Origin of the sequence: Sphingomonas sp. HMP9 (assembly GCF_013374115.1) — a bacterium.
Taxonomy (GTDB): Bacteria; Pseudomonadota; Alphaproteobacteria; order Sphingomonadales; family Sphingomonadaceae; genus Sphingomonas.
Window position 1 is genome coordinate 2,327,007 of the sequence record NZ_AP022673.1, and the last position, 25,410, is coordinate 2,352,416.

Sequence of the window (25,410 nt, forward strand, 5' to 3'; positions counted from 1 at the left end):
TATAACCCCCGTCATCCTGACGAAAGTCAGGATCCAGAGTAACGGCCGGCGACCTTCGTGGCTCTGGATCCTGACTTTCGTCAGGATGACGGGGACGGCGGGTTCGTGACGGCAGCTCGCGTATCTTGCTACCCGCGCCTGTCCCGCCACTCTTGTTCCCCCGCGGAGGCGGGGGTCCAGGGTTTCGGGGGGTGTCGTTTGTGATCCTGGGCCCCCGCCTTCGCGGGGGAACGGGTTTACTCGGGACTTTTGTCACACAACGAAAAAGGCCGGAGGTTTCCCCCCGGCCTCGTTCTCATTTCACGTCGCGCGACCCGGCAAAGCCGTGTCGTCGGACCTCGCTTAAGCGAGGCCGGCCGAGCGCGTGAGGCTCAGCCGGCTTCGCCGTGCTGGCCTCACGCGCTCTGCTTAGCCCGGCTCGCGCGCTTGCGCTCGTTCGCGTCGAGGAAACGCTTGCGCAGACGGATCGACTTCGGCGTGACTTCGACCATCTCGTCGTCGTCGATGTAGGCGATCGCCTGCTCCAACGTCGCACGCTTCGGCGGGGACAGGCGGACCTGATCGTCCTTGCCGCCGCTCGCGCGGAAGTTGGTCAGCGCCTTGGTCTTCATCGGGTTGACCTCGAGGTCGTCCGGCTTGGCGTTCTCGCCGACGATCATGCCCTCGTACAGAGCCTCGCCGTGACCCACGAACAGGATGCCGCGCTCTTCGAGCGGACCCAGTGCGTAGTTGTTCGCTTCGCCCGAGCCGTTCGAGATCAGCACGCCGTTCTTGCGACCCTCGATCGGACCCTTGTGCGGACCGTACTTCTCATACAGCCGGTTCATGATCCCGGTGCCGCGCGTGTCGGACAGGAACTCGCCATGATAGCCGATCATCCCGCGGCTCGGCGCCGAGAAGGTGATGCGGGTCTTGCCGCCGGTCGACGGACGCATGTCGGTCATCTCGGCCTTGCGGGTGTTCATCTTCTCGACGACGGTGCCCGAATGCTCCTCGTCGACGTCGATGATGACGGTCTCGTACGGCTCGGTCTTCTTGCCGTTCTCGTCCTCGCCGAACAGCACGCGCGGACGCGAGATGCCGAGCTCAAAGCCCTCGCGGCGCATCGTCTCGATCAGCACGCCCAGCTGAAGCTCGCCGCGGCCGGCGACTTCGAAGCTGTCCTTGTCGGCCGCCTCGGTCACCTTCACGGCGACGTTCGACTCGGCTTCGCGGAACAGGCGCTCGCGGATCATGCGCGACGTCACCTTGGTGCCCTCACGGCCCGCCATCGGCGAATCGTTCACGGCAAAGCGCATGGACAGCGTCGGGGGATCGATCGGCTGCGCGTGCAGCGGCTCGGTCACCGTGATGTCGGCGATCGTGTCCGCCACCGTGGCAACCGAAAGCCCTGCCAGCGAGATGATGTCGCCAGCCTTGGCTTCGTCGACCGGCACGCGGTCGAGACCGCGGAACGACATGATCTTCGAGGCGCGACCCGTCTCGATGATCTTGCCGTCGTTGTTCAGTGCGTGGATCGGCTGGTTGGTCTTCACAGTACCCGAATTGACGCGACCGGTGAGGACGCGGCCGAGGAACGGATCGCGATCGAGCAGCGTGACGAGGAAGGTGAACGGCACACCGGCGACTTCGACGGCCGGCGGCGAGACATACTTCACGATCGTCTCGAACATCGGGATCAGCGTGCCTTCGCGCGCGTCCATGTCGGTCGAGGCATAGCCGTTGCGACCCGATGCGTAGAGCACGGGGAAATCGAGCTGCTCGTCATTCGCGTCCAAGGACACGAACAGGTCGAACACTTCGTCGAGCACTTCCTGGATGCGCGCGTCGTTGCGATCGACCTTGTTGACGACGACGATCGGCTTGAGACCCAGCGCGAGCGCCTTGCCGGTGACGAACTTGGTCTGCGGCATCGCGCCTTCCGACGAATCGACCAGCAGGACGACGCCGTCGACCATCGACAGGATGCGCTCGACTTCGCCGCCGAAATCGGCGTGGCCGGGCGTGTCGACGATGTTGATGCGGATGCTCTCGGTCTCGCCGGGGGGAGTCCAGTCGACCGAGGTCGGCTTGGCGAGAATGGTGATCCCGCGCTCCTTTTCGAGGTCGTTCGAATCCATTGCGCGCTCTTCGATGCGCTGGTTGTCGCGGAAGGTGCCGGACTGGCGGAAGAGCTGGTCGACCAGCGTCGTCTTACCATGATCGACGTGCGCAATGATCGCCACGTTGCGGAGGCTCATGAATGTATTCTCTTGAAACGAGGAACGGGGTTGGCGCGCGCCATAGCGTAATTGTTGCGCCGCGGGAAGACCGGGCTTGGTTTGCGGACTCACGAGCCCTCCCGTCATCCTGACGAAAGTCAGGACCCAGGGTAACACACGCTGCCCTCCGTGGCTCTGGGTCCTGACTTTCGTCGGGATGACGGAGTGATGGATTCAGCGGCGCTTATAGGGTCCGGCGGCGAGAATTGCACGGGGATCGCGCACCGCCAGCATCGCCCTCAGCGCGGCGTGCTTGTCGGGCGCTGCGGCGTAATAACGCTGCCAGATCCGCAGCCCCATCCAATAGCCGAGCTCGGGCGGCCAGCCGGCGGGCGGCGTGTAGTAGTTGCCGATCCAGCGCGCATAGGCCTTGGCTTCGGGCGAGCCTTCCGCGGGGTCGTCCTTGTCGGTCAGGCTGCGGGTGAGTGTGATGTCGGCCTGCATCTGGCGCCAGAGCTCGGCTTCGCGGGGGGGCGCCCAGGCGGCACGCGCGGCGTCGGGTTCCTCGCCCGTGACGAGTTGGGCGATAAAGTCCGCGGCGCCTTCGACGAGGATCGCGGTGAGCAGGGGATCGCGGGCGAGCGTCATGCCGGCGTCCTCCTGAAACGTATGCACCGTCTCGTGCGCGAAGAAATGACGGAGCGTCTGGCGGAGTTTTTCGGGCGTCGGCGACATGCGGCAGAGGACTTCGAGGCCGAGCACCTGCGCGCCGGGTCCTGCCGTTCCGCCGGAATTGCCCGCACCGAAGACGATATAGACTTGCGGCAGTTTCGCATCGGGCAGCGCGCCGTGGAGGCCGAGATAGATCGACCGGAGATCCGCGGTGGCGGCCTTGGCGGCGGGGAGACAGGTCTTGATCGCCTGCGCGTAACGGCTGGGGTTGGCGGCGATCGCCCGCGCGAGCGTGTCCGCGTCACCGATCCGGCCGGGGGTGAAGACGCCGATCCCGACACTGCCCTTGTCGAGATAGTCGCGTTTGAGTTGCGCGGCGGTGGGCTTGCCCTTGGTCCTGGCGAAGAGGGCAGCGAAGCGGTCGGCGTCTTCGGTGTGGATCGTCGCGGTGAGTGGGTCGGCGGGTGGCGGGCGATTCGTGGCGGCCGCGGGGAGGAGAGCGAGCGCGAGGATCAGCGGGCGGAGCATGATGCGCAGCGTATATTGTGCTGGCGAGCGCGCCAGTCTCATTCGGCAAATGACTTGCCTCCCGCTGAACCAATGCCGCTCCCCCGCGAAGGCGGGGGTCCAGGGTCACGAGCGGCAACGTATCTGGCTCCTGGGGCCCCGCGTTCGCGGGGAACAGGAAAAGCAGATCGTCGCTTAGTCGCCCCACCCCGGCGCAGGCCGGGGCCCAGGTGGAAAGGTGGCAATGATGACGCGCTGCCAGCCGTTACTGCTGTTCCCCAATTGGGCCCCGGCCTTCGCCGGGGCGGTATGAAGCTCGAGAGATTGCTGCCGCGAAGATGTCAGAACCCCTCGAGCACGATCTTCCCCTTGGCGGTGTGGCTCTCGATCCGCTCGTGCGCGCGGCGCAGGTTCGCCGCGTCGATCCGCCCGAAATTCTCCGCCAGCGTCGTCCGCACCGTTCCCGCGTCGACCAGCCGCGCGACCTCGTCGAGGATCCGGCCCTGCTCGCCCATGTCGGCCGTCTGGAAGAGCGAGCGCGTGTACATCAGCTCCCAATGGACCGAGATCGACTTTTGCTTAAGCGGGCTGATATCGAGCGTCTCGGGATCGTCGATCAGCGCGAGACGGCCCTGCGGCGCGATCAGCGTTGCGATCTCGGCGATGTGCTCGTCGGTATGCGTCGTCGAGAACACATAGGCCGGCGCGCCGAGCCCGAGCGCCTCGACCTGCTCGGCGAGCGGCTTGCGGTGGTCGATCACATGATGCGCGCCGAGATCCTCGACCCAATCCCGAGTCTCGTCGCGCGAGGCGGTGGCGATCACGGTCAGGTCGGTGAGTTGCCGTGCCAGCTGGATCGTGATCGAGCCGACCCCGCCTGCGCCGCCGATGATCAGGATCGCGTTCGCGGCACCGACCACCGGCTTGCGCACGTCGAGCCGGTCGAAGAGCGTCTCCCACGCGGTGATCGACGTCAGCGGCAGCGCCGCCGCCTGCGCCCAGTCGAGCGACTGCGGCTTGTGGCCGACGATGCGGTCATCGACGAGATGGTATTCCGCGTTGGTGCCGGGCCGGTCGATCGCGCCCGCGTAGAATACGTCGTCACCGACCGCGAACCCGGTCACGTCGGGACCGATCGCAACGACGATGCCCGCCGCGTCCCAGCCCAGCACCTGCGGCTTGCCGTCGGGATCGACGCGACGCTGGCGGATCTTGGTGTCGACCGGATTCACCGATACCGCCTTCACTTCGACGAGTAGGTCGCGGCCGGTCGCATCGGGCTTGGGCAGGTCCAGGTCGACGAGCGACTGCGGATCGTCGATCGGAAGCGACTGGGTATAGCCGATGGCGCGCATGGGAAACTCCTGTGATGGCGGCCCCAAGCTGTCCATGCGACTCCCGCGTTTCAAGGCGCGGCTCAAGGATCCGGTTGGCAAGCCGGGTGTGTTATCTATATATGCCACTTGATCGCGGGGCGGGTTGCAGCCACGATGCCCCACCGAACGGAGATGACGCATGGCGACGACCCCTGAGACGCTGACGCCCGAGACACTGGCCGAGCCGAGCCTGGTGCTGACCCCGCCCGATCCCGTGCCGACGGTCGCCGCCGCCAAGGCGTCCGGGCTGGTGCCGGTCGACGCCGGCGTGAAGTCGCAGCTCGACGAGCGCGTGTCGGGGTTCGTCACCGATCTCGTCGCGCAGGACGTCAATTCGCCGGAGTTCGGCAAGCGAGTCGATGCGATCACCGCGATGGGCGCGAAGGAAATCCGCGAGGCGGCGGGGCAGTCGAACCGGTTCCTCGATCGCCCGGTCAAGGCGATGGATCAGGAGACCGGCGTCGGCAAGGATCTGGCCGAGCTGCGCCGCGTCGTCGAGGATCTCGATCCCGGCAAGAAGGGCAATCTGACCGCGCCGCAGAAGCTGTTCGGGATCATCCCGTTCGGTGGCAAGATGCGCAATTATTTCGACGGCTATAAATCGTCGCAGACGCACATCGCGCAGATCCTGAAGAGCCTCGGTTCGGGCAAGGACGAGCTGCTGATGGACAATGCCGCGATCGACACCGAGCGCGCGAATTTGTGGGCAGCAATGGGGCGGCTCGAACAGATGATCCATCTGTCGAAGACGATGGACGCCAAGCTGGAGGACGTCGCGAACGAGCTCGACCACAGCGATCCCGCCAAGGCGAAGGCGATCCGCGAGACGGCGCTGTTCTACACGCGCCAGCGGACGCAGGATCTGCTGACGCAGATGGCGGTGACCGTGCAGGGCTATCTCGCGCTCGATCTGGTCAAGAAGAACAATGTCGAGCTGGTGAAGGGCGTCGATCGCGCGTCGACCACGACCGTCTCCGCGCTGCGCACCGCGGTAACGGTGGCGCAGGCGCTCACCAACCAGAAGCTGGTGCTGGAACAGATCACCGCGCTCAACACGACGACCGCGAACATCATCGATTCGACCGGCAAGCTGCTCAAATCGCAGACTGCGCAGATCCATGAACAGGCCGCGTCGGCGACGATCCCGCTGGAGACGCTGCAACGCGCGTTCCAGAATATCTACGACACGATGGACGCGATCGACACGTTCAAGCTGAAGGCGCTCGACAGCATGAAGACGACGGTCGGCGCGCTGTCGAACGAGGTGGACAAGTCGCGCGGGTATATCGCCCGGGCCGAGGGTGCCACGCAGGGCCAACTTGGCGGACCTTCGCCGAGCGCGTTCAAGCTGGAGGCGATGTAACCGCCGTGAGCGAAGTCGACGACGCCATCGCCAGCGCCCGCGCCTCCTGGTCGCGCATTTCGGACGACCGCACCGGCACGGTGATCGGGCGCGTGCCGTCGCGGGGGCGGGCCAGGCAGACGCAGGCGATCGGCAAGCGGCTGACACGGATCGCGGTCGCCGACGTGGCGATCCTGATCGCGGCGATGGTGATCGGCTGGATCGTGCCGCTCGGGATCGGCGGCGCGATGCTGGTGATGGCGCTGCTGGTCGCCGCGACGGTGCTGTTCGCGGTGTGGCCGGCGGAGAGCGCGCCGACCCCCGAGCGGCTCGCGTCGGTCGATATCCGCGCGCTGCCGGCACAGACCGAGCGCTGGCTGGAGGCGCAACGCCCCGCCCTGCCCGCGCCGGCGATGACCTTGGTCGACAGAATCGGCCTGCGCCTCGAAACGCTGACGCCGCAACTCGCCACGCTCGACGCGAACACGCCCGAGGCGTTCGAGGTGCGCAAACTGGTCGGCGAGCAACTGCCGGCGTTCGTGAAGGATTACGAGAAGGTCCCCCCCTCGCTCCGCACCACGCCGCGCAACGGCCAGACGCCCGACGCCGAACTGGTCGCTGGCCTGAAACTGATCGAACAGGAGATCGGCGAGATGACCGCGCGCCTCGCGCAAAGCGACCTCGACAATCTGTCGACCCGCGGGCGTTTCCTGGAGATGAAGTACAAGGATTGAGCCGGTGAAGCGCACGCGACTTAGCGTCTGTCGCAGGAAAGCGCGGTTCGTGTCGGAGGCTGATGCGTTGGTGGTGGCGGAGACGGGACGCGTGCCGCTCCGGGCGTATCGGTGTGATCGGTGTTTGCAGTTTCATCTGACCAGCCGGACAAAGGGCAAGTGCGTCGGTTTAGGCGGTCGATAGATGCGCCGCAGCTTTGTCTTTCAGGCATTCGCGACGCGCTTTCTGACCCAGTCGTTCGTGCACCCTAAACAGCGTCGATGCAGCTTCGCCGTCAAGCAGCCCTTTTAAAGCGGCGTGATCGGCCGTGACCAACCGCGGACACCACTACTGACGGCACGCTGTCAGTAGTGGTGTGACAGAGAAGGCTTGTTCAACACCATAAGGAACAAGCCGATGACGACCGCGACCCAGATCGTATTCACGGAAATTCCAGCAACCGATCCCGCCCGAGCCAGCAACTTCTATGAGACAGTGTTGGAGGGCGCTCTTACGGAAAACAATGAGGGGCCCAACCCGGTGTGGATGTTTCCACACGCGGAAGGCAGTTCACCCGCTGGGCATATCTACCCCGGCAAACCAGCGAAAGACGGAGAAGGGATGACCGCTCATCTGGCTGTAACCGGCGAGCTGACTGACGCGATGGAGCGCGTGAGGCGCGGCGGTGGCGAGATCGTATCCGACGTCATCGTTATCTACGCCGGTTCGTTTTTCTACGCCAAAGATACCGAGGGCAATTCGCTCGGCATTTTCAAGTTCAAGACCTGATGCGCCGAGCCGACCGTCTTTTCCAGATTGTGCAATATCTCAGGGGCGGTCGACTGGTCACGGCGCGGACGCTGGCCGAGCGGCTGGAGGTTTCCGATCGAACGATTTACCGGGACATTGCCGACCTGCAATCGACGGGCGTCCCTATCGATGGAGAAGCCGGCGTTGGGTACGTCATGCGCAGCGGCTACTACCTGCCGCCGCTGATGTTCACGCGCGAGGAGATCGTTGCACTCGTCGCGGGGATCCGGATGGTCAGGGCGTGGGGCGGTATGGCGATGTCTCGCGCCGCCAATGAGGCTTTAGTAAAAATCGAGCTGGTTTTGCCCAAGGCCGAGCGGGATCAAGTCGTAAAGACAGCTGAGACTGTTGAAAAACCCGCGCTTGCGATAGCGGTGAGGGCGTGATTCACTGCGGGAGAGTGGCGAGGAGCGCGAGTATGATGGGTCGGCAGGTGGCGCAGGGCGCGCTGTTTTACGGGTTCCGGCTCGACGATCATGTGCCAGCCGACCACCTCCTACGTCGCATCGACGGGCTGCTCGACTTCAGCTTCGTTCGCGAGGCGCTGGCGACGAGTTATAGCGCGAACGGGCGACCCTCGATCGACCCGGAGCTGATGCTGCGGATGCTGCTGGTCGGCTACTTGTTCGGCATCCGCTCGGAACGGCGTCTGTGCGAGGAGGTGCATTTAAACCTCGCCTATCGTTGGTTCTGCCGGCTTGATCTGGCCGACCGGGTGCCCGACCACTCCACATTCTCCAAGAATAGGCATGGTCGCTTCCGTGCCTGCGACCTGCATCGCCTGCTGTTCGAGCAGGTGGTCGCACGGTGCGCTGCGGCCGGGCTGGTGGCGGGCCGCAATGTGGCGGTAGACGGCAGCACGATCATGGCCGATGCGAGCCGCGAGAAGAAGCTGAAGGGGGCCGATGCCGCGGACGAGCTTCGTGCCATGGAAAGCGTATCACGGCCCGTCGCCGAATATCTGGCGGCGCTCGATACCGCGTTGCCGCCAGATCCCGATGAACCGGCGCCTGTCGATCCAGCCAGCATCTCACCAACGGACCCGCAGGCGGCCCTTACCTGCAAGCACGGGCCGGCGCGCTACGCATACGCCATCAACCCGCTGCTGGACCTCGACACCGACTGCATCCTTGATGTGGAGGCCACGCCCGCACGCTTCTCGTCGGAGGTCGCAGCGACCCGCACGCTGGTTTCACGTGCCGGCACCAGGCTGGGCATCGCGCCCGAAAGTCTCGCGGCCGACAAGGCGTATGGCAGTGGCCCACTGCTCGGCTGGCTACTCAAGCGGAACATCACGCCGTACATCCCGGTCATCGACCGCAGCCGCCAGCGCGACGCCTTTTTAACCCGCGATGCTTTCCACTACGATCGCGAGGCCGACGCCTATCGCTGTCCGGCGGGCAAGCAGCTCAGCTACTGCGGCACCAGGCGCGCCAGTCAGGTCCGCGTCTACCGAAGCCATGTTGCCGATTGTGCTGGTTGCGAACTGAAATCCCAATGCACCACCGGTCGAAAGCGCAGCATCAGCCGCCTCGTCAGCGAGGATGCCCGCGACACCGTGCGCGCCCTTGCCGGCACCGACGCCTATGTGCACGCGCGGCGTCGAAGACAGCGGATCGAGCGCGTGTTTGGCCACCTGAAACGCAACCTGAAGCTACGAACACTTAAGCTGCGTGGCCTGTCAGGAGCTACTGAGGAGTTCACCATGGCGGCTGCGGCCTATAACCTCCAGCTGCTCGCCCGGCAGGTGGCGCCGGCCTGATACGAGCGCATCTTGCGGTGCCCGGCGTTGCTGATTCCGACGAAGTCGCCCCCCGTTTCCGAGATGATCGCGCCCCCTGATTCCGAGATGATGTCGCCCCCCGGAAGCGGGGCCTTGTCGGCAATGATCGTTGTTGTTTCGTTCGGTGCTTACGTCAAGCGATCTGGCTGGTTTTCGCACGCCGCATGCTATCGCCATCGAGGTCGAGCCGATGGGCGTTGTGGACGAGGCGATCGAGGATCGCGTCGGCATAGGTCGGATCCGCGATCACCTGATGCCAACTGGCGATGGGCAGCTGGCTGGTAACGATCGTCGAGCGCCGCCCGTAGCGTTCTTCGAGGATCTCGAGCAGATCGTGGCGCGCGAGTGCGTCGAGCGGCTCCAGGCCCCAGTCGTCGAGGATGAGTAGCTGCACGCCGCCGAGCTTTCGCAGCAAGCGTTCGTGACGACCATCCCCGCGGGCAAGCGCGAGGCTGGTGAACAGCTTGGGGACGCGCTGATAGAGCACCGAGCGATCGTCGCGGCAGGCCTTGTGACCAAGCGCGCAGGCAAGCCAGCTCTTACCGACCCCGGTGGGTCCGGTGATGACCAGATTGTCGTGTGCGGCGATCCAGTCGCCGACCACGAGCTTCACGACCAGCGCGCGGTCGAGCCCGCGGGGTTTGCGATAATCGATGTCCTCGGGCGAGGCCTGATGGCGCAGCTTGGCGAACCGCAGCCTGGCGGCAAGCTTGCGATCGTGGCGGACACCCCATTCGCGGTCGAGGAGGAGTGCCAGCCATTCGGGATGGGTAAGCCGATCCGCTTCGGCATTGGTGGCAAGTTCGTCAAACGCCCTGGCCATACCGGCCAGGCCCATTTCGTTCAGCCGATCAAGGGTCGGATGTGCGAGCATCGTCGTGTTCCTTTCAGTGATAATAGCGTGAGCCCCGGATGTTGGGATGATCGACCGGCGGGCTCTCAACCGGAGGCGATGACGGGATCTGGTCGAGGTTCTTGTCGAGGATCGATCTGACCGAGCCGTAGGTGAGCGCACCGATATCGAGCGCGCGCGAACAAGCCGCTTCGATCCGCTTGGCACCGAAGCTGCGCGTCATGCGCATGATGCCCATACAGGCCCGGAAGCCCTGCTCGGGATGGCGCCGTTCGACGAGGATCTTCTCGCACAGCAATGCCGTACATGGCCCGATCGCGGTCGCATCGCGCGCGATCCGCTCCACGGTCCAGTCGGCAAAGCGCCGGTGCGACGAGGGCATATGCTCCGGGATCGTGGTATGGCGGCCATTGCCCGAGCCGCGCATGTGCGCGGCGATCCGCTCGCCCTTGTGGAACAGCTCGATGGTCGCCGCGGTGATCCGCGCTTCGATCGGCTCGCGTGCGAAGCGGTATGGGACGGAGTAATAATGCCGCTCGATCTCGACGTGATAATCGAGTCCCGCGCGCCTGCGCCGCCATTCGGCGTAGACATAGGGCTCGGCTGGCAGCGGCTTCAGCGCGGGCCGGTCGATCTCTTCGAACAACTGACGACGCGTCTGCCCAACCCGGCGCAGCACGCGCCGATCGTTCAGCTCGGCAAGCAACCCGGCGATCGCGGCGTTCAGTTCGGCCAGGCTGTAGAAGATCCGACGCCGAAGGCGTCCGAACAGCCAGCGCTCGACGATCAGCACGGCAGCTTCTACCTTTGCCTTATCGCGCGGGCGGCGCGGCCGCGTCGGCAGCACCGTGCTGTCGTAATGCGCCGCCATCTCGGCATAGCTGCGGTTGACCTGCGGATCGTAAAGACAAGCCTTGATCACCGCGACCTTCGCATTGTCGGGCACGAACAGCGCCGGCGCACCGCCGAACATTGCGAGCGCGCGCGTGTGCGCCGCCAGCCAGTCGGGCAGCGTCTCGGTCCAGCTTCCCTCGGCATAGGTCAGGCTGGACGCCCCCAGCACCGCCACGAAGATATGCGCGTCACGCACTTCGCCCGTCAGTCGGTCGATCACCACCGCGATCTTGTCGCCCGCATAATCGACGAACAGCTTGTCACCCGGCGCATGGTTCTGCCGCATCGTAACCGGCAGCTTCATCGCCCAGCCGCGATACAGGTCGCAGAATCGGCTGTAGCGATAGCCGGTCGGATGCTCGGCGATATACTCGTCCCACAACACCTGCAGCGTGACATGTTTGCGCTTCAGCTCGCGATGAACTTGCGCCCAGTCGGGTTCGGGACAGCGGCGGTGGCCGGTCTTCTTGCCCGCATCGCGGTAAAGTGATGCCTCCAGCGCAGCATCGCCGAGCGTCTCGTCCAGCGGCCATCTCAGTCCCGCATCCGCGACACGCTTCAAGGTCGCCCGCACCGTCGAGGGCACCGCACCCACGCGCAGCGATATCGCCTTGTATCCCAGCTCCTGTTCGAACCGGTATCTCATCATCTCGCGGACACGTCGCATACTCACCCTTCCCGCCGGCATCATTCACTCCTTCGGACAGACCCAAAGGAGCGACGATAACCCTGCCGGCGATCCCGGTCCGACCCACCCCGCAAGGGGGCGACATCATCTCGGAATCCGGGGGCGACTATTTCTCGGAATCAGGGGGCGGCATTATTTCGGAATGAGGGGGCGGCTTGCCTCGGAATCAGCACCCGGCGTCGCCAGCCATCCGCTACGCCGTCACCACGCAAGCCTTTTTCAACAGTCTCAGCTGTTTTTGCGCCACCAATCGCTTTGACCGACGAGGTCAGAAAGCTGATCGATTTGGCAGAGCAAGCTGTAGAATCGCTTCACATCCTATCTTTTGACTATGAAGACCAGCATGGCGCAAAAACCCATCGCAGAGCGCATCCGCTTGGTCTGTGGTTTTGGGGCAAGGTTTGGACGCTGGTTGCGTGGTGTGAAACACGTGATGATTTTCGGATGTTTCGACTTGATCGCGCGACGGGAATGGCGATCACCGGAGACAGGTTCATCCCAGTCGCCGCTCGCTCTCTTACCGAGTGCTTGCGCCTCCATGGCGCAGAGTATGGAAGCCAAGACTGAGTCATGCGGCTCGATGGGCCGAGCGACTGTCGGTAAGCGGATCTTTTCCCGCAAAGCCGGAAGCGCCAAGCACCGATAGCGAGCTGGCAACCCACACGTGGCTGTCTGCAAGCTTCTCAGCCTAATACGGCGCGCGCACGATTAGCCAGTCGGTCGACCGCGGCGCTGTGAATACCCGCAGCGCAGGCCAGCACGCCGAAGTCCTGCGGCCGCGGCTTGTTGAACACAAGCGGCGCGCCCAGCGCATCGCTCACCGCCGCGCCCGCCTCGCTCGCGACCAACACCGCCGCGGCGATGTCCCATTCGTTGCCCCAGCGGAGGGTGGCGACGAGGTCGGCTTCGTCGGCGGCGACCATCGCTATGCGCAGCGCGATCGAGTTGGGTTTGTGGACCATGACGAGATCGCGGTCGGCCTTGGGGAGCGCGTCGACCGGCGTGCGGCTGCCGGCGAAGTCGGTGCGCGTGCCGGCCTTCAGCGGCACGCCGTTGCGGGTGGCGCCCTGCCCTGCCACGGCGCGCCAGTGTTCGCCGCGGGTGGGGGCGTCGAGGATGCCGATCACCGGGCGGCCGCGGTCGACCAGCCCGATCGACACGCACCAGCCGGGCCGCGCGCGAATATAGTCGCGCGTGCCGTCGATAGGGTCGACCACCCAGAGCAGGTCGTGCGCAAGGCGGTCGGCATTGTCGGCGGTTTCCTCGGACAGCCAACCGGCTTCGGGGAGCAGCGTCGAGAGGCGCGCCTTGAGCATCCGGTCGATCGCGATGTCGAGTTCGCAGACCGGGCTGCCGGGGGTCTTTTCCCAGCGCTGGAAATCGGTGTCGAAGCGGTCGTGCGCCATCGCGCCGGCCTCCGCGGCGATGCCCGATACGGCGTCGGCCATCGCGCTCAGCCAGTCGGGCGAGCGCGTGGGCTGGCGCAAGCGATCAGCCACTCGCCACCGTCATGCCCTCCACGCGAAGAGTCGGCACGTTGACGCCGTAGCGGAATTCGAGATCGTTGGCGGGGGTCATCGCGAGGAACATGTCCTTCACGTTGCCGGCGATCGTGAACTCGGCGACGGGCGTGGTGATCTGGCCGTTCTCGATGCGGAAGCCGGCCGCGCCGCGGCTGTAGTCGCCGGTCACGCCGTTCGCGCCGCCACCCATCAGTTCGGTGACGTAGACGCCCGATTCGATGTCGGCGATCAGCGTTTCGAGCGGAACGTGACCCGGCTCCATGAACACGTTGCTGGTCGACACGCCGGGCCCACCGCCGATGCCGCGCGCGGCGTGGCCGGTCGGCTCGAGCCCGAGCTGGCGGGCCGAGGCGGAGTCGAGCAGCCAGCGTTCGAGCATGCCGTCCTCGATGATCTCGCTCGGCGAGACAGGCAGGCCCTCGCCATCGAACGGGCGTGAGCGCAGGCCGTGCGGGCGGTGCGGATCGTCGCGGATCGTGATGCCGTGCGCGAACACCTGCGTGCCGAGCGAGTCAAGCAGGAAGCTGGTCTTCCGGGTGATCGCTTGGCCCGAGATCGCGCCGAGCATGTGGCCGACCAGCGACCCGCCTACGCGGCGGTCGTAGACGATCGTGGTACCGCCGCTGACGAGGCGACCGGGGTTGAGCCTCGCGACCGCTTGCTCGCCCGCGCGGCGACCGATCGCGTCGGGCGATTCGAGATGCGCGCGCAGGCGGGCGCTGCTGTGCGCGTAATCGCGTTGCATGCTGCTGCCTTCGCCGGCGAGCACGCTGGCCGACACGCCATAGCCGGTCGCGGCATAGGCGCCGGCGAACCCGTGGCTGGTGGCGAGCGCCCAGACGCTGCGCGACGCGCTCGCGCCGCCGCCTTCGCTGTTCGAGACGCCGAGGACCGCGCGGGCGGCGTCCTCGGCTTCGAACGCTGCGTCGCGGAGCTGCTCGGGGCTGACTTCGCCGCCGTCGTCGAGGCCGAGCATGGGGGTGATGCCGTGGAGGAGCCGGTCGGCCGGGGCGAGACCGGCCCAGGGATCTTCAGGGGCCTCGCGCGCCATCGCGACCGCGCGTTCGACGAGCGCGTCCATCGCCGCGGTCGACAGGTCGGAAGTCGAGACGCTGGCGGAGCGCTGGCCGACGAACACGCGCAGCCCGAGATCCTCGCTCTCGGAGCGGCCGATATCCTCGAGCTTGCCGAGGCGGATCGACACGTCGAGCGCGGCATCGGCGGCAAAGACCGCATCGGCGGCGTCGGCGCCCGCCGCCTTGGCGCGTTGGACGATGTCATGGGCGCGGTCGCAGGCTTGGTCTGGGGTCAGCATATCAGCGACTTAAGGATGCAGGCTCGTGCCGACAACCACGCAGGCGAGGAACATCAGCAGTCCGGCAAACCGGTTCGCGCGGAAACGCGCGAGTGCGGCGGTGCCGGCACCCTCCTGCGTGTCGGGTTTGAGCGTGACGACCTGCCAGCCGAGGTGGAGCGCGACGGGAACGAGCGCGGCGATCGCGAGGGGATCGGGGCGGACGTTCCAGAACGCTGCGGCCCAGAGCGCGATGGCGGCGATGTAGAAGATCCCGACGCCGGCCTTCACATGGGTGCCCATGCGGAGCGCCGACGAGCGAATGCCGATCATCGCGTCGTCCTCGCGGTCCTGCAGCGCGTAGATCGTGTCGTAACCGATCACCCACGCGATCGAGCCCGCATAGAGCAGCCACATCGGCGTATCGAGCGCACCGGCGATGTCGCTCCAGCCGACCAGCAACGCCCAGGAGAACACGATCCCGAGCCAGGCCTGCGGCCACCAGGTGATGCGCTTCATGAACGGGTAGGCGGCGACCGGGGCGAGGCTGGCCAGTGCGACGATCGCGGCGAAGAAGGTGAGTTGCAGCAGGACGGCGAACCCGATCAGGCACAGCACGACGAGCCAGACCCAGGCGAGCTTGATCGACACGAGTCCGCTGGGGATCGGCCGGGCACGCGTGCGCGCGACCTGCGCGTCGAGGTCGCGATCGACGATGTCGTTGAACACGCAGCCGGCGCCGCGCATCGCGATGCTGCCGAGAAGGAGCCAGAGGATCAGGTCCCAGCGCTGCACCGCACCGCCGGCAAGCGCGACGCCCCAGGCGCCGGGCCAGAACAGCAGCCACCAGCCGATCGGCCGATCGAAGCGCGCGAGCAGGGCCAGGCCGCGGAGCGTCGGCGGGAGGCGGCCGACCAGCCCCCGATGTTCGCTGTCGGGGACGATTTCCATGGGCGCGGGCTGGGTCTGCATGGCGGAGGCGTAGGAAGACGGGGTTTGGCGCGCAAGCCTTTGCCGGGTAGGGTCGAGCGAGTGGCGCGTTCGGACCCTCTCACATGATCGGCCTGTCGGTCGCGGTCGGCCGCTTCGTCGAGGCGTTGTTCTGGGGGATCTTCCGCGTCGCCGGGGCGGTTGCGGGGGTGCTGATCCTTGGCGTCGTCGCGGCGGTGCTGGCGTGGGTGGTGGCACGAAAGGTGTGGGCGCGCCGGAAGCGGTGAGTTGCCGCTCTCGGTGGATAAGGCCGCTGGGGCCGATCCCTGATGGCCGATCATTACGCGCCGCCCGCCAATTGGCTGATCTAAAGAACGATCTGCTCGAAACTCACTCGCCCGTCATCCTGACGAAAGTCAGGATCCAGAGTAACGGACGGCGCGCTCATGGCTCTGGATCCTGACTTTCGTCAGGATGACGGAGTTTGGGGGTGAACCGCGCTTGGCGGGAACCATGGGTTCGCGCGTTGGGCGGTGACGATCGACGCTGGCCCCCTACTCCATCTACGCTGCCCACGCCTCGCGCCCGGCAAATCCAGATAGCCGCCGTTCGTGATCCTCCCCCGCCAGGGGAGGTGGCGCCGGAGGCGACGGAGGGGGCGGATACGGAACAGCGGTTCTCCCTTTCCTCCCCCTCCGTCTGGCAAGGGCCAGCCACCTCCCCCTGGCGGGGGAGGATTGGGTGTCGCGCTTTTGCACCGCGAGCGTACTCATTTGCGGCCCCTCCCCGTGGCGGGGATCATTTGCTAGGGCACTCGCATGCCCGCAACCCCAGCCTGGCCGCCGCAGTCCACGCCGCGCCTGTTCGTCGATACGCCGCTCGCGGCCGGTCCGCTCCGCGTCGATGGCCCCGCCGCGCATTATCTCGTCGGGGTGATGCGGATGAAGGTCGGCGATCCGGTGAAGCTGTTCGACAATCGCACCGGCGAGTGGCTCGGCGTTGCGTCGAGCGTCGGCAAGCGCGATCTGGTGCTCGATATCACCGCGCTGCTGCGCCCACGCGAGGACGTGCCCGACCTGTGGCTGTGCGCCGCACCGCTCAAGAAGGGCCGCGTCGACTGGATGGCGGAGAAGGCGTGCGAGCTGGGCGTGGCGCGGCTGCAACCCGTCGTCACGCGGCGGACGATCGTCGACAAGCCCAACACCGAGCGGCTGCGGACGCAGATGATCGAGGCGGCCGAGCAATGCGGGCGCACCGCGCTGCCCGAGGTGACCGAGCCGGTGAAGCTTGCCGCGTTGCTGCGCGACTGGCCGGAGAACCGCGCGCTGTTCTTTGCCGACGAGACCGGCGGCGTGCCGGCGCTGGAGGCGATGCGCGCGCGACCGGGTCCGGCGGCGATCCTGATCGGGCCGGAGGGCGGCTTCGATACCGACGAACGCGAGGCGGTCCGCGCGCACCCGCAAGCAGTCGGAATCGGGCTGGGCCCACGCATCCTGAGGGCGGAAACCGCAGCGGGCGCGGCCGTCGCGCTGTGGATGGCGGCGGCGGGTGACTGGCGCTGATAACGAGGCCGGGGCGCAATACCCTACCGATTGGTCCGAATCCCCCCTAGCGGGCTCGTTCATCGCCGCGTAAGGCGCGGCAATGACGACGATACCCGCCCCGAAAAAGACCAGCCCGACGATCGAGTCGCGCGACCAGTTGATCGCCAGCTTCGCAGTGGGCGAAAAGCCCAAGGATGCATGGCGGATCGGCACCGAGCACGAGAAGTTCGTCTACGCGAACGGCGATCATCACGCGCCGTCCTATGACGAGGCGGGCGGCATCCGCGCGCTGCTCGGCGAGCTGGAGCAATATGGCTGGAAGCCGGTCATGGAGGGCGGCCCCGATGGTACGCAGAACGCCATCGCCATGTCGGGCGCGGATGGCAGCATCAGCCTCGAGCCCGCGGGTCAGTTCGAGCTGTCGGGCGCGCCGCTCGACAATCTGCACGAGACCTGCGCCGAAACCGGGCGTCATCTGGAACAGGTAAAGGCCGCGGGCGAGAAGCTCGGCATCGGCTTCCTCGGCCTCGGCATGTGGCCGGACAAGACGCGTGCCGAGCTGCCGACGATGCCCAAGGGGCGCTATGCGATCATGCTGCGGCACATGCCGCGCGTCGGCAGCATGGGCCTCGACATGATGCTGCGGACCTGCACGATCCAGGTGAACCTGGATTACGCGTCCGAGGCGGACATGGTGAAGAAATTCCGCGTCGGGCTCGCGCTCCAGCCGCTCGCGACCGCGCTGTTCGCGAACTCGCCGTTCACGGAGGGCAAGCCCAACGGCATGCTGTCGTATCGCAGCCATATCTGGTCCGACACCGATCCGCATCGCACCGGCATGCTGCCGTTCGTGTTCGAGGATGGCTTCGGCTATGAGCGCTATGCCGAGTACGCGCTCGATGTGCCGATGTACTTCGTCTACCGCGAGGGCAAGTATATCGACACCGCCGGGCTGTCGTTTCGCGATTTCCTGAAGGGCGAATTGTCGGTGCTGCCGGGTGAGAAGCCGACGCTCGACGACTGGACCGATCACCTCTCGACCGCATTCCCCGAGGTGCGGTTGAAGACGTTCCTCGAGATGCGTGGCGCGGACGGCGGGCCGTGGAACCGGATCTGCGCGCTGCCTGCCTTGTGGGTCGGGTTGCTGTACGATCAGGGTGCGCTCGATGCGGCGTGGGATCTGGTCAAGGACTGGACGATCGACGAGCGCCAGAGCCTGCGCGACGGCGTTCCGAAGCTCGGCCTGAACGCGCCGATCGCGGGCGGCGGCACGCTGCGCGACATCGCGGGACAGGTGCTCGACATCGCCGGCGCCGGGCTGTCGGCGCGCGCGCGGTTCAACCGGGCGGGCGACAACGAGACCGGCTTCCTCGATCCGCTGCGCGAGATCGTCCGCAGCGGCAAGGTGCCGGCGGAAGTGCTGCTCGATCGCTATCACGGCGTCTGGGGCGGCGACGTCTCGAAGGTGTACGACGAAGCCAGCTTCTAACACAAAGGGCGGATATAACGCCTTGCCGTCATCCTGACGAAAGCCAGGATCCAGAGTTACGGACGCCGACGCTCGTGGCTCTGGGCCCTGACTTTCGTCAGGGTGACGGGGTTATGCTTGGTCCGCTTACAGCTTCCCCCCGCAGCTTCGCGAACAACCGCGGCACCAGCCCGTGGCGCGTCATCCAGTCGAAATACGCGCGATAGTCGGGGTCGAGCTTCAGGTGCCGCTCCTCGGTCTTGGCGCGCCAGTAATAGACGCCGCTGACCGCTGCCATCAGCAGCGTCGCACGCGCCGCGTCGACGACGCTGCCCAGCGTCAGCACCGGAATCGTCGAGATCCACCAGAACAGGTTCTTCGAGAGATAAGCGGGGTGCCGTGAGACCGCATAGGGCCCATGCGTCAGGATGCCGCGGTTGGTCAGGTTCGAGAAACGGAAACCGAACGCCATCGTCGCCCACGCATAGATCGCGGTCAGCCCCACGAGGATCGCGCCGATCAGCGCGAGCAGCACGGGATGCCCCTGGAACCAGTTCGCCCAGTCCGACGTGCCCGGGTGATAATCGAGCGGACCGCCGGAGGTCATCAGGATGAACGGCGGATAGCACATCAGCGCGGGCATCCACGCGGCCGCGAACGGATTGGCGCTCCGGATGTGCGAATCGAGCGGGCGGAAGGTCAGCAGATAGCCGACCGTCGCGAAGGCCACGTCGATCAGGAACATCAGCGTCACCAGCCAACTCGCCAGCGCGACCGGATCGCGGAGAACGACCGTGACGTCACCGCGGACGAAATCGCCGAACCCTGGCGGTACGATCGCGAGCATGAACGCGAGGAAGAACGTCTTGACTCCCCATGCGCGCAGATGGCCGTAGATCGCCTCGCGGTCGACGCCCGCCTGCCCCGTCAGCCATGCGCCGAGATGCCACGCGCCGTCGCGCGGTTCGACAAGATAGCGGTCGATCCACAGCACATACGGGATCGAGGCGACGAACAGGATCGGCGCGGCGTTGGTGAAGCACCACATCGCGAACGCGAAATTCCCCTGCCAGTAGAAGCGCCCGGTGCCATAGATCACCGCGATCGCCGTCCAGGTCGCCCACAACCCGGCGAGCTTCATCAGGCTGACGTCCAGCGTCGCACGCCAGGGTCTTGCCGCGGACCAGTCGATCCCGGTGCTGGGACTGCGGTGGACCTTGTCGACCAGCACCGACCAGACGACCATCGGGAGCCCGCACGCGACGATATTGACCAGCGCCGAATACGGCCCGTCCATGCCGTAATGCCGGGCCAGTCCGATCCAGCCGAGTACGCCGACCAGTCCCGCTATGCCGGCGCCATGACTGACCGCGGACCGTGGACGAGGATCGGTCTCGGCCGGACCGGCAAGCTGAACGTCGTGATCCATGACGGCCGTCCTTAGCGCGGATTGGTAAGCAAGCCATGAAGCATGTTTCCACCGCTGTTCGAGGGGGCACCACGCAGGCGCCGATCAGTTCGGTGGCGGACGTCTCGCCGTACCAACGAGCTCGAAAAATGCGCTGACCAGAAGGTCGCATTTGTTCGATTTCGGGACGTGCACGACCCCGAATTCGCTCGCGAACCCCAGGCCCGTCGTTCCGGTCCGAACAAGGAGACCCGGATGTTACAAAGACTTATCGGACGTACCAAATGCTTCCTGGGCATACACCGACGGTCTCGCAGACACACGGTCTTCGAAGGCAGGGCGCGGACACCAGCATCTGCCGCTATTGCGGGGCGCCGATGCGAAGCACCCTGGCCGGCTGGATCGTCGAAAGACCGGACTGATAGTGTCGTCGGGACACGAACGTCGGAACCATCACTGTCGTCGTCTAGCAGGCGATGAATTTGGGCTGGAACCAACGCTTCCAAACGGTTCGTGGGTGACGGCATGCCGTGCAGGACACGTCGGGCGAGCAGTATCAACCTTGTAGCGGCACCGGAATAGTTTGCACGCCTGAGCGGATGAAGGCATCATTTCGATCGCGTTCCGAGTCGTCTGCAACTCCATTCATTTGCAAGCTTCCAAGGAGCTTCCTCGTGCGGTTGATGAAATGGTTGCGCTGCGTCCTGGCCGGCGGTCACCTGTTCACACCAAGCCACCGATATCCGGGGCGAAAAACCTGCGTCAGGTGTCATGCCCGACGATCCTTAGGGCACTCATGACCGGTGTTCGGTCCGTGAGGCGTCGTCGGTCTCGATCCGAACCGCTCTCGACCTGAGCGCGCCCTTCGGTTGCGTCCCATGCTGACACCGCCATGGTGTCCGCGGCCGCCTAAAAGGCATCCCGTGCTTCGGCAGGCGGGGTCGTGGCGATGGTCGTACACACGGGCCGGCCCCCGATCGCGCCAGCCAAGTCCATCTCGGGCATTAGCCGATCGACGGCGAAACGGGCGATCACAAGACCCTCCAGCATCATCTGCAGCCATATTCGCGTGCCATAGACGTCGCCGTGCCGGGTAAAGCAGTTTTCCAGTCGGTTGTCTGGTCTTCGTCATTGTCGATGACAGCAATCATCGCCGGAACAGGCAGTCGAGACACCCCTGAGCTAGGTGCCCGGCCGATGGTTACCTGCGTAACCATTGTGCATCGCGGTCCGAGCGGCCGGCGCCTAAATTCGGTTGCGATTGCGAGAGTCCCAAAACTGGAACCGTTCTGATCGAATTTATGAACATAATGATAACCATACGTCTATACAGGTCCAAACCGGACTAAGGCGGTGGCAATGCGGCGTTTTTGGGAGATGGTCGACAGCGAAGCGCCGGCGGTGGAGCAGGATAACGGTGTCGGTGTTGCGGTCGCAGTATCTGTCCTGGCGTTAGTCGTCACGTCGATGGCGCGGACCTTGCTCGGCATCAATCTGCCGTTCCTGTTCTGCCTTGCAGCGGTCTTGTTCAATGCCAGCCGGCGCGGTCTGAGCGCGGGGCTGGTAGCAACCTGTCTATCGCTTACGGGCACGATACTCATTTCTGGCACCGACGTGTCGATCGTCAACATACGGAATACCTCCACGGTATTGCTGTTCTGCATCGTGGTGTCTTTTGGCGGAGACAGACTCATCAAACTCCGATTTCGCGAGCGGCAATTGGCGGCAAACGCCAGCAGCCGGGAACACATACTTCAGGTCATGTTCAACAACACGCCTGCGGTCACGCTTATCGTGAATGGAAAAGGGGATATCCTGACTGCCAATGATGCGGCCTGTCGGCTGTTTGAATCGTGCCGAGACTGGTTATCCAACCAAAGCGTCGATACATTGTTTGGCAGACAGATCAGTTATTCGGATCCCATCAACAAGATATCACTTTCGTCCGAGAAAGAGATATATTTGCGGCTAACGTCCACGCCCTTAACGATAAATAACAATGACTTTAGTATATTATACGTCCGTGACGAGACCAGGACCATAGAGTCGGCTGAGGAACTGGCGGCGACGCAGCGGAAACTATACCGCATAGCCAGAGCCACATCGCTTGGACAACTCGGATCGTCGATTGCGCACGAGCTGAACCAACCGCTTTCCTTCATCGCCAATTATGCTGGGGCAGCGCAGGCGATCCTCTCTAAGGACAATCCCGACCTCCTGGCAGCACGGTCCGCGATTTACGATACCTTGTCGCAGGTGTTCCGGACCGCCGCGGTACTGAAACGCCTGCGCAATTTTGTCGGCCGGAAACCGCCCACTCTAATTCCGATCAACGCACGCGCGATGCTCGAAGACGCTGCCCGCATGGGCGCGCTCGCGGTGGACGATGCACGGGCAAAGCTCGACGTCGATTTTTCCGAAACGGATTTAACGATCTTCGCAGACGTCGTTCAACTTCAACAAGTCGTTCTCAATCTGATGATGAACGCCGCCGACTCCGTTCGCGATCGTGATGATCGGCGTATCCTACTGTGCGGAGCGCAGTGTGATTCAGGCGACGTGATGTTTGCGGTTGAAGACAGCGGCGACGGCATCGCACCAGAACTGCGACAGGATATCTTCACGCCCTTCCAATCGACCAAGATCGATGGCGTGGGTATCGGACTGGCGATCTGCCGCACGATCGTCGAGGGGCATGGCGGACGCATCTGGTGTGACGGCAATACGGCACTTGGCGGTGCGCGCTTCGTGTTCACGGTGCCCCGCCGCGACATAGGGGACAGGTCCAATGCCTGATCGCGAGATTTACATCATCGATGACGAACCCGAGATGTGCCGATCCCTTTCGCTTCTGCTGGCGACAGGGGGCGTTCCGGCGCGGTCATTTGGATGCGGCGAGATATTTCTCGACATGCTCGACCATTTGCCGCCGGGCATTCTGGTCTGCGACGTTATGATGCCGGGGCTGTCAGGCATAGAGCTTACCCGCGCGCTGGCGGAACGGGGTCGATCGGATCCGGTCATCATCATCGCCGGACATGCCGATATCCCGCTTGCGGTCGAAGCAATGCGGGCAGGAGCAATGGATTTCATCGAGAAACCATTCGCTGCATCAACGATCTTGAGCGCTATCGAGGCCGCGCGGTCCTGGTCGCGTGAACACGAAAACCATAATCTGGATTCGGTGCTGTCCAGACGCGAACGTCAGGTGCTGGAGCTGATCATGACCGGCGCAACGAGCAAGGAGACGGGACGTCAATTGGGGATCAGCCCGCGTACCGTGGAGACCTATCGGAACAAGTTGCTTGAGAAGACGGGCGCCCGTGGCACCGCGCAGTTGATCCGCCTCGGATTGGAAGCGGGCTTCGGGCACGGCTCAATAGCTGAGTTCGCCGTCACCAAGGGAGATGGACAGCTCGTAAACCAGGCCCGTGGGTAGCATCTTCAGAACGGCTTCGCAGCGCCGATTCGATTTGATCAGATCGCGTAGCACGCGCGTACCGAACCCGGTCCGCGTCTGCTTGGGAACCGGTGGGCCGTCCCGTTCCCGCCAGGAGAACAGCAGCGTGTCGAGCGGGTCGGACGCGTCGCGGACGATCGCCCACCGCATGTCGACGCGGCCTTGCGCGATACTCAGAGACCCGTGGCGCAACGCATTGACCGTCAATTCATGCAGCACGATCGCCAGCAAATGGGCCCAGCGCGCCGCGATCGCTACGTCCGGACCCGTTTTCACGATGCGGGGACGTAGCGGATCATCGAGCCGCTGCGTCACCTGATCAGCGATCCGCGCTACTGGGCAAAGATCACCTTCGACTTCACATCCGATCCTTGCCACCGCGTCGAGGCTACGCAGCCGCTCGACGAACGCATGCACCACTGGATCGTTCTCGATGCTGGCGAGGGACTGATGCGCCAGTGACACGACCAGGGAAACGAGGTTTCGGCTGCGGTGCTGAGCTTCGTGCAGCAACAGCAGATCGAGGGGTGCCGGTAGAGCGGACGGAATGTGCAGCACTACCGGGCTGTCCATATCGGTCGTTGCTGCGAGGGAAGTCCCGGACGCTTCGTAGTGACGTTGCTCGCCGTCGCCAAAGCGTCCTTCTTGCCAAACCGTCACCCCGTCGCACTGCGTGACGATGAAAGACGAGGGCAAGTTTCCCAGCTCGATAGTGATCGATTTCGGATCAGGATCGCTCAACACGCCGTATCTCTCCTCTGTGTAGTGGCCTGCGATCGATCGATCGCACGGCATCGCCTGGGCGCTCTCGTCTAGCCTTGCTGCGGCCTGCGTTCGCTGACCGCAACTCCTTAGAAACACGGAGTAACGGCCTGCTGTTTTTCCGTAATCACACGGATTTTCCCACGTCGCGTCCGTGCGTTACCAAGATGACAAGAGATGCAGGAATGACATGGGCAGCGGCGAGATCGAGCGGTGTGAACGCGAACTGTCGATCGGCTCGTTCTGGAGTTGCATCCCTTGGGACAGTGGGCGCGAACCCGCCCCCCGCAGCGCGTGGTCGACCTGACCTCCCCTGGCCAGGATCAAGCGACCAACGCGATCGGCCCGCCGTCCCGGCGGTGTCCACCCGAGGTCGTCGCGCTCAGCGACGATCACGGGTGGCGCTGTACCCTATGCGAAGCAGGCCGCGGACGCCTGCTCCCTCCGCGGCTTCGCACCTTGCGATCAGCGGTATTTACGTCCGCCACCACGGGGAAAGCCGACCCCGCGGCGAGACCAGGCCACCCGGCGGATTGTCTGTCGGGCGCAAGCTCCCGTCCAACGCGGCGGGCATAGGAGACAAGGCGATGAAGAAAGCAATCTATGGCGCGATCTCGGTCCTGGCGCTCGCAGCCGCGGTGCCGGCGCTTGCACAAACGTCGGGTACGGTCACCGGCGGTGCAGGCATCGGCGTGGGGCTTGGCGGCTTCAACAACGGCGCGATCGACACGTCGACCGTCAGCGGCACCAATGGCCAGACGCTCAGCATCGACATCAACCGCGAAATGTCGGCCGGATCGGGTAGCGGCTTCGGTGGCACGATGAACATCAGCTCGTTGCCTGCCGGATCGAGCTACGCGCTCGTCGGCGGTGTGGGCGCCTCGGGATCTGCGATCTCGGCCGGCGTCGACGCCGCCAATAACGGCACGATCACGACGAGCAGCTTCAACAGCGGGCTGTACGGCGGGCTTACCGGAGGCAGTGCCGCGCTGAGCATGCAGGTCATGAACTTCGGCCAAAGCAGCGCCGATTTCAAGCTGGCAACGTCGTTCGACGCCTCGCACTCCGATCAGTTCAATACGACGTCGCTCGACTGGACGGCGGCGGGTGCGGCCGGCGTGACGGCCTTCACCTTCGGCTCGCTTGGTTGGGACATCGACTGAGCACCACCTTCCGGGGTG

General features: G+C 64.9%; 22 protein-coding genes. 12 read left to right on the forward strand and 10 right to left on the reverse strand.

What is annotated here, in order from left to right:
- Positions 1-395 precede the first annotated feature (395 nt).
- The 3 genes from typA to HMP09_RS10325 form a co-directional block, all read right to left on the reverse strand.
- Entirely contained in the window at positions 396-2,240 is a 1,845-nt protein-coding gene (gene typA, locus HMP09_RS10315; RefSeq protein WP_176500300.1) for a translational GTPase TypA, read from the reverse strand.
- A 195-nt stretch (positions 2,241-2,435) separates the two neighbouring features.
- Positions 2,436-3,443 (reverse strand): hypothetical protein, encoded by a 1,008-nt coding sequence (locus HMP09_RS10320; RefSeq protein ID WP_176500301.1) that lies wholly within the window; start codon positions 3,441-3,443, stop codon positions 2,436-2,438.
- 278 nt (positions 3,444-3,721) lie between these two features.
- Positions 3,722-4,735: a zinc-binding alcohol dehydrogenase family protein gene (locus tag HMP09_RS10325; protein ID WP_176500302.1), complete on the reverse strand. Its 1,014-nt coding sequence runs from the start codon at positions 4,733-4,735 to the stop codon at positions 3,722-3,724.
- Positions 4,736-4,895: 160 nt separating this feature from the next.
- Here HMP09_RS10325 and HMP09_RS10330 point away from each other — a divergent pair, with 160 nt between their 5' ends.
- The 5 genes from HMP09_RS10330 (at position 4,896) to HMP09_RS10350 (ending at position 9,384) form a co-directional block, all read left to right on the forward strand.
- Positions 4,896-6,119, forward strand: a complete 1,224-nt coding sequence (locus tag HMP09_RS10330; protein WP_176500303.1) for a toxic anion resistance protein — start codon at positions 4,896-4,898, stop codon at positions 6,117-6,119.
- A gap of 5 nt (positions 6,120-6,124) precedes the next feature.
- Positions 6,125-6,832 carry a hypothetical protein gene (locus HMP09_RS10335; protein WP_176500304.1) on the forward strand — a complete coding sequence of 236 codons (708 nt, stop codon included), beginning with the start codon at positions 6,125-6,127 and terminating at the stop codon, positions 6,830-6,832.
- A gap of 397 nt (positions 6,833-7,229) precedes the next feature.
- The gene (locus tag HMP09_RS10340; protein ID WP_176500305.1) at positions 7,230-7,601 is read left to right on the forward strand and encodes a VOC family protein; all 372 of its coding nucleotides are present in this window, start codon (positions 7,230-7,232) and stop codon (positions 7,599-7,601) included.
- A complete protein-coding gene (locus HMP09_RS10345; protein WP_197942428.1) occupies positions 7,601-8,008 on the forward strand; it encodes a helix-turn-helix transcriptional regulator in 408 nt (135 codons plus the stop codon). The genes HMP09_RS10340 and HMP09_RS10345 overlap by 1 nt, the downstream gene beginning before the upstream one ends.
- A gap of 32 nt (positions 8,009-8,040) precedes the next feature.
- Complete coding sequence (locus HMP09_RS10350) at positions 8,041-9,384, forward strand: transposase (RefSeq protein WP_176500306.1); 1,344 nt, start codon at positions 8,041-8,043, stop codon at positions 9,382-9,384.
- A 154-nt stretch (positions 9,385-9,538) separates the two neighbouring features.
- Here HMP09_RS10350 and istB read toward each other — a convergent pair whose 3' ends face one another.
- The gene (gene istB / locus HMP09_RS10355) at positions 9,539-10,279 is read right to left on the reverse strand and encodes an IS21-like element helper ATPase IstB (protein ID WP_176495471.1); all 741 of its coding nucleotides are present in this window, start codon (positions 10,277-10,279) and stop codon (positions 9,539-9,541) included.
- A 13-nt stretch (positions 10,280-10,292) separates the two neighbouring features.
- A complete protein-coding gene (gene istA / locus HMP09_RS10360; RefSeq protein WP_176495470.1) occupies positions 10,293-11,819 on the reverse strand; it encodes an IS21 family transposase in 1,527 nt (508 codons plus the stop codon).
- A gap of 276 nt (positions 11,820-12,095) precedes the next feature.
- Here istA and HMP09_RS10365 point away from each other — a divergent pair, with 276 nt between their 5' ends.
- Positions 12,096-12,407: a helix-turn-helix transcriptional regulator gene (locus HMP09_RS10365; protein WP_232090173.1), complete on the forward strand. Its 312-nt coding sequence runs from the start codon at positions 12,096-12,098 to the stop codon at positions 12,405-12,407.
- Between the two features lie 116 nt (positions 12,408-12,523).
- Here HMP09_RS10365 and HMP09_RS10370 read toward each other — a convergent pair whose 3' ends face one another.
- From HMP09_RS10370 to ubiA, 3 genes are read right to left on the reverse strand one after another with little or no spacing between them, the layout of a single operon-like run.
- On the reverse strand, positions 12,524-13,288 hold the full coding sequence (locus HMP09_RS10370; RefSeq protein ID WP_176501706.1) for a 3'(2'),5'-bisphosphate nucleotidase CysQ: 765 nt from the start codon (positions 13,286-13,288) through the stop codon (positions 12,524-12,526).
- A gap of 43 nt (positions 13,289-13,331) precedes the next feature.
- A complete protein-coding gene (locus tag HMP09_RS10375) occupies positions 13,332-14,678 on the reverse strand; it encodes a TldD/PmbA family protein (protein ID WP_176500307.1) in 1,347 nt (448 codons plus the stop codon).
- Between the two features lie 9 nt (positions 14,679-14,687).
- Positions 14,688-15,629, reverse strand: a complete 942-nt coding sequence (ubiA, locus tag HMP09_RS10380) for a 4-hydroxybenzoate octaprenyltransferase (protein ID WP_176500308.1) — start codon at positions 15,627-15,629, stop codon at positions 14,688-14,690.
- Between the two features lie 83 nt (positions 15,630-15,712).
- On the opposite strand from ubiA, the gene HMP09_RS10385 reads away from it, so the two are divergent.
- From HMP09_RS10385 to HMP09_RS10395, 3 genes are all read left to right on the forward strand, one after another.
- Positions 15,713-15,874 carry a hypothetical protein gene (locus HMP09_RS10385; RefSeq protein WP_176500309.1) on the forward strand — a complete coding sequence of 54 codons (162 nt, stop codon included), beginning with the start codon at positions 15,713-15,715 and terminating at the stop codon, positions 15,872-15,874.
- Positions 15,875-16,405: 531 nt separating this feature from the next.
- Positions 16,406-17,149, forward strand: a complete 744-nt coding sequence (locus HMP09_RS10390; protein WP_176500310.1) for a 16S rRNA (uracil(1498)-N(3))-methyltransferase — start codon at positions 16,406-16,408, stop codon at positions 17,147-17,149.
- A gap of 82 nt (positions 17,150-17,231) precedes the next feature.
- Complete coding sequence (locus tag HMP09_RS10395; RefSeq protein WP_176500311.1) at positions 17,232-18,620, forward strand: glutamate--cysteine ligase; 1,389 nt, start codon at positions 17,232-17,234, stop codon at positions 18,618-18,620.
- Positions 18,621-18,717: 97 nt separating this feature from the next.
- Here HMP09_RS10395 and HMP09_RS10400 read toward each other — a convergent pair whose 3' ends face one another.
- Positions 18,718-20,028 carry a methyltransferase family protein gene (locus HMP09_RS10400; protein ID WP_176500312.1) on the reverse strand — a complete coding sequence of 437 codons (1,311 nt, stop codon included), beginning with the start codon at positions 20,026-20,028 and terminating at the stop codon, positions 18,718-18,720.
- 1,338 nt (positions 20,029-21,366) lie between these two features.
- Between HMP09_RS10400 and HMP09_RS10405 the strand changes: the two genes are divergently transcribed.
- Both HMP09_RS10405 and HMP09_RS10410 read left to right on the forward strand, forming a co-directional pair.
- Positions 21,367-22,803 carry an ATP-binding protein gene (locus HMP09_RS10405; RefSeq protein WP_176500313.1) on the forward strand — a complete coding sequence of 479 codons (1,437 nt, stop codon included), beginning with the start codon at positions 21,367-21,369 and terminating at the stop codon, positions 22,801-22,803.
- Entirely contained in the window at positions 22,796-23,446 is a 651-nt protein-coding gene (locus HMP09_RS10410) for a response regulator transcription factor (RefSeq protein ID WP_176500314.1), read from the forward strand. Before HMP09_RS10405 ends, HMP09_RS10410 begins: the two co-directional genes overlap by 8 nt.
- On the opposite strand, the gene HMP09_RS10415 is transcribed toward HMP09_RS10410, so the two are convergent.
- A complete protein-coding gene (locus tag HMP09_RS10415; RefSeq protein ID WP_176500315.1) occupies positions 23,384-24,208 on the reverse strand; it encodes a sensor histidine kinase in 825 nt (274 codons plus the stop codon). The genes HMP09_RS10410 and HMP09_RS10415 overlap by 63 nt on opposite strands.
- 608 nt (positions 24,209-24,816) lie before the next feature.
- Between HMP09_RS10415 and HMP09_RS10420 the strand changes: the two genes are divergently transcribed.
- The gene (locus HMP09_RS10420; RefSeq protein ID WP_176500316.1) at positions 24,817-25,392 is read left to right on the forward strand and encodes a hypothetical protein; all 576 of its coding nucleotides are present in this window, start codon (positions 24,817-24,819) and stop codon (positions 25,390-25,392) included.
- Positions 25,393-25,410: the final 18 nt, after the last annotated feature.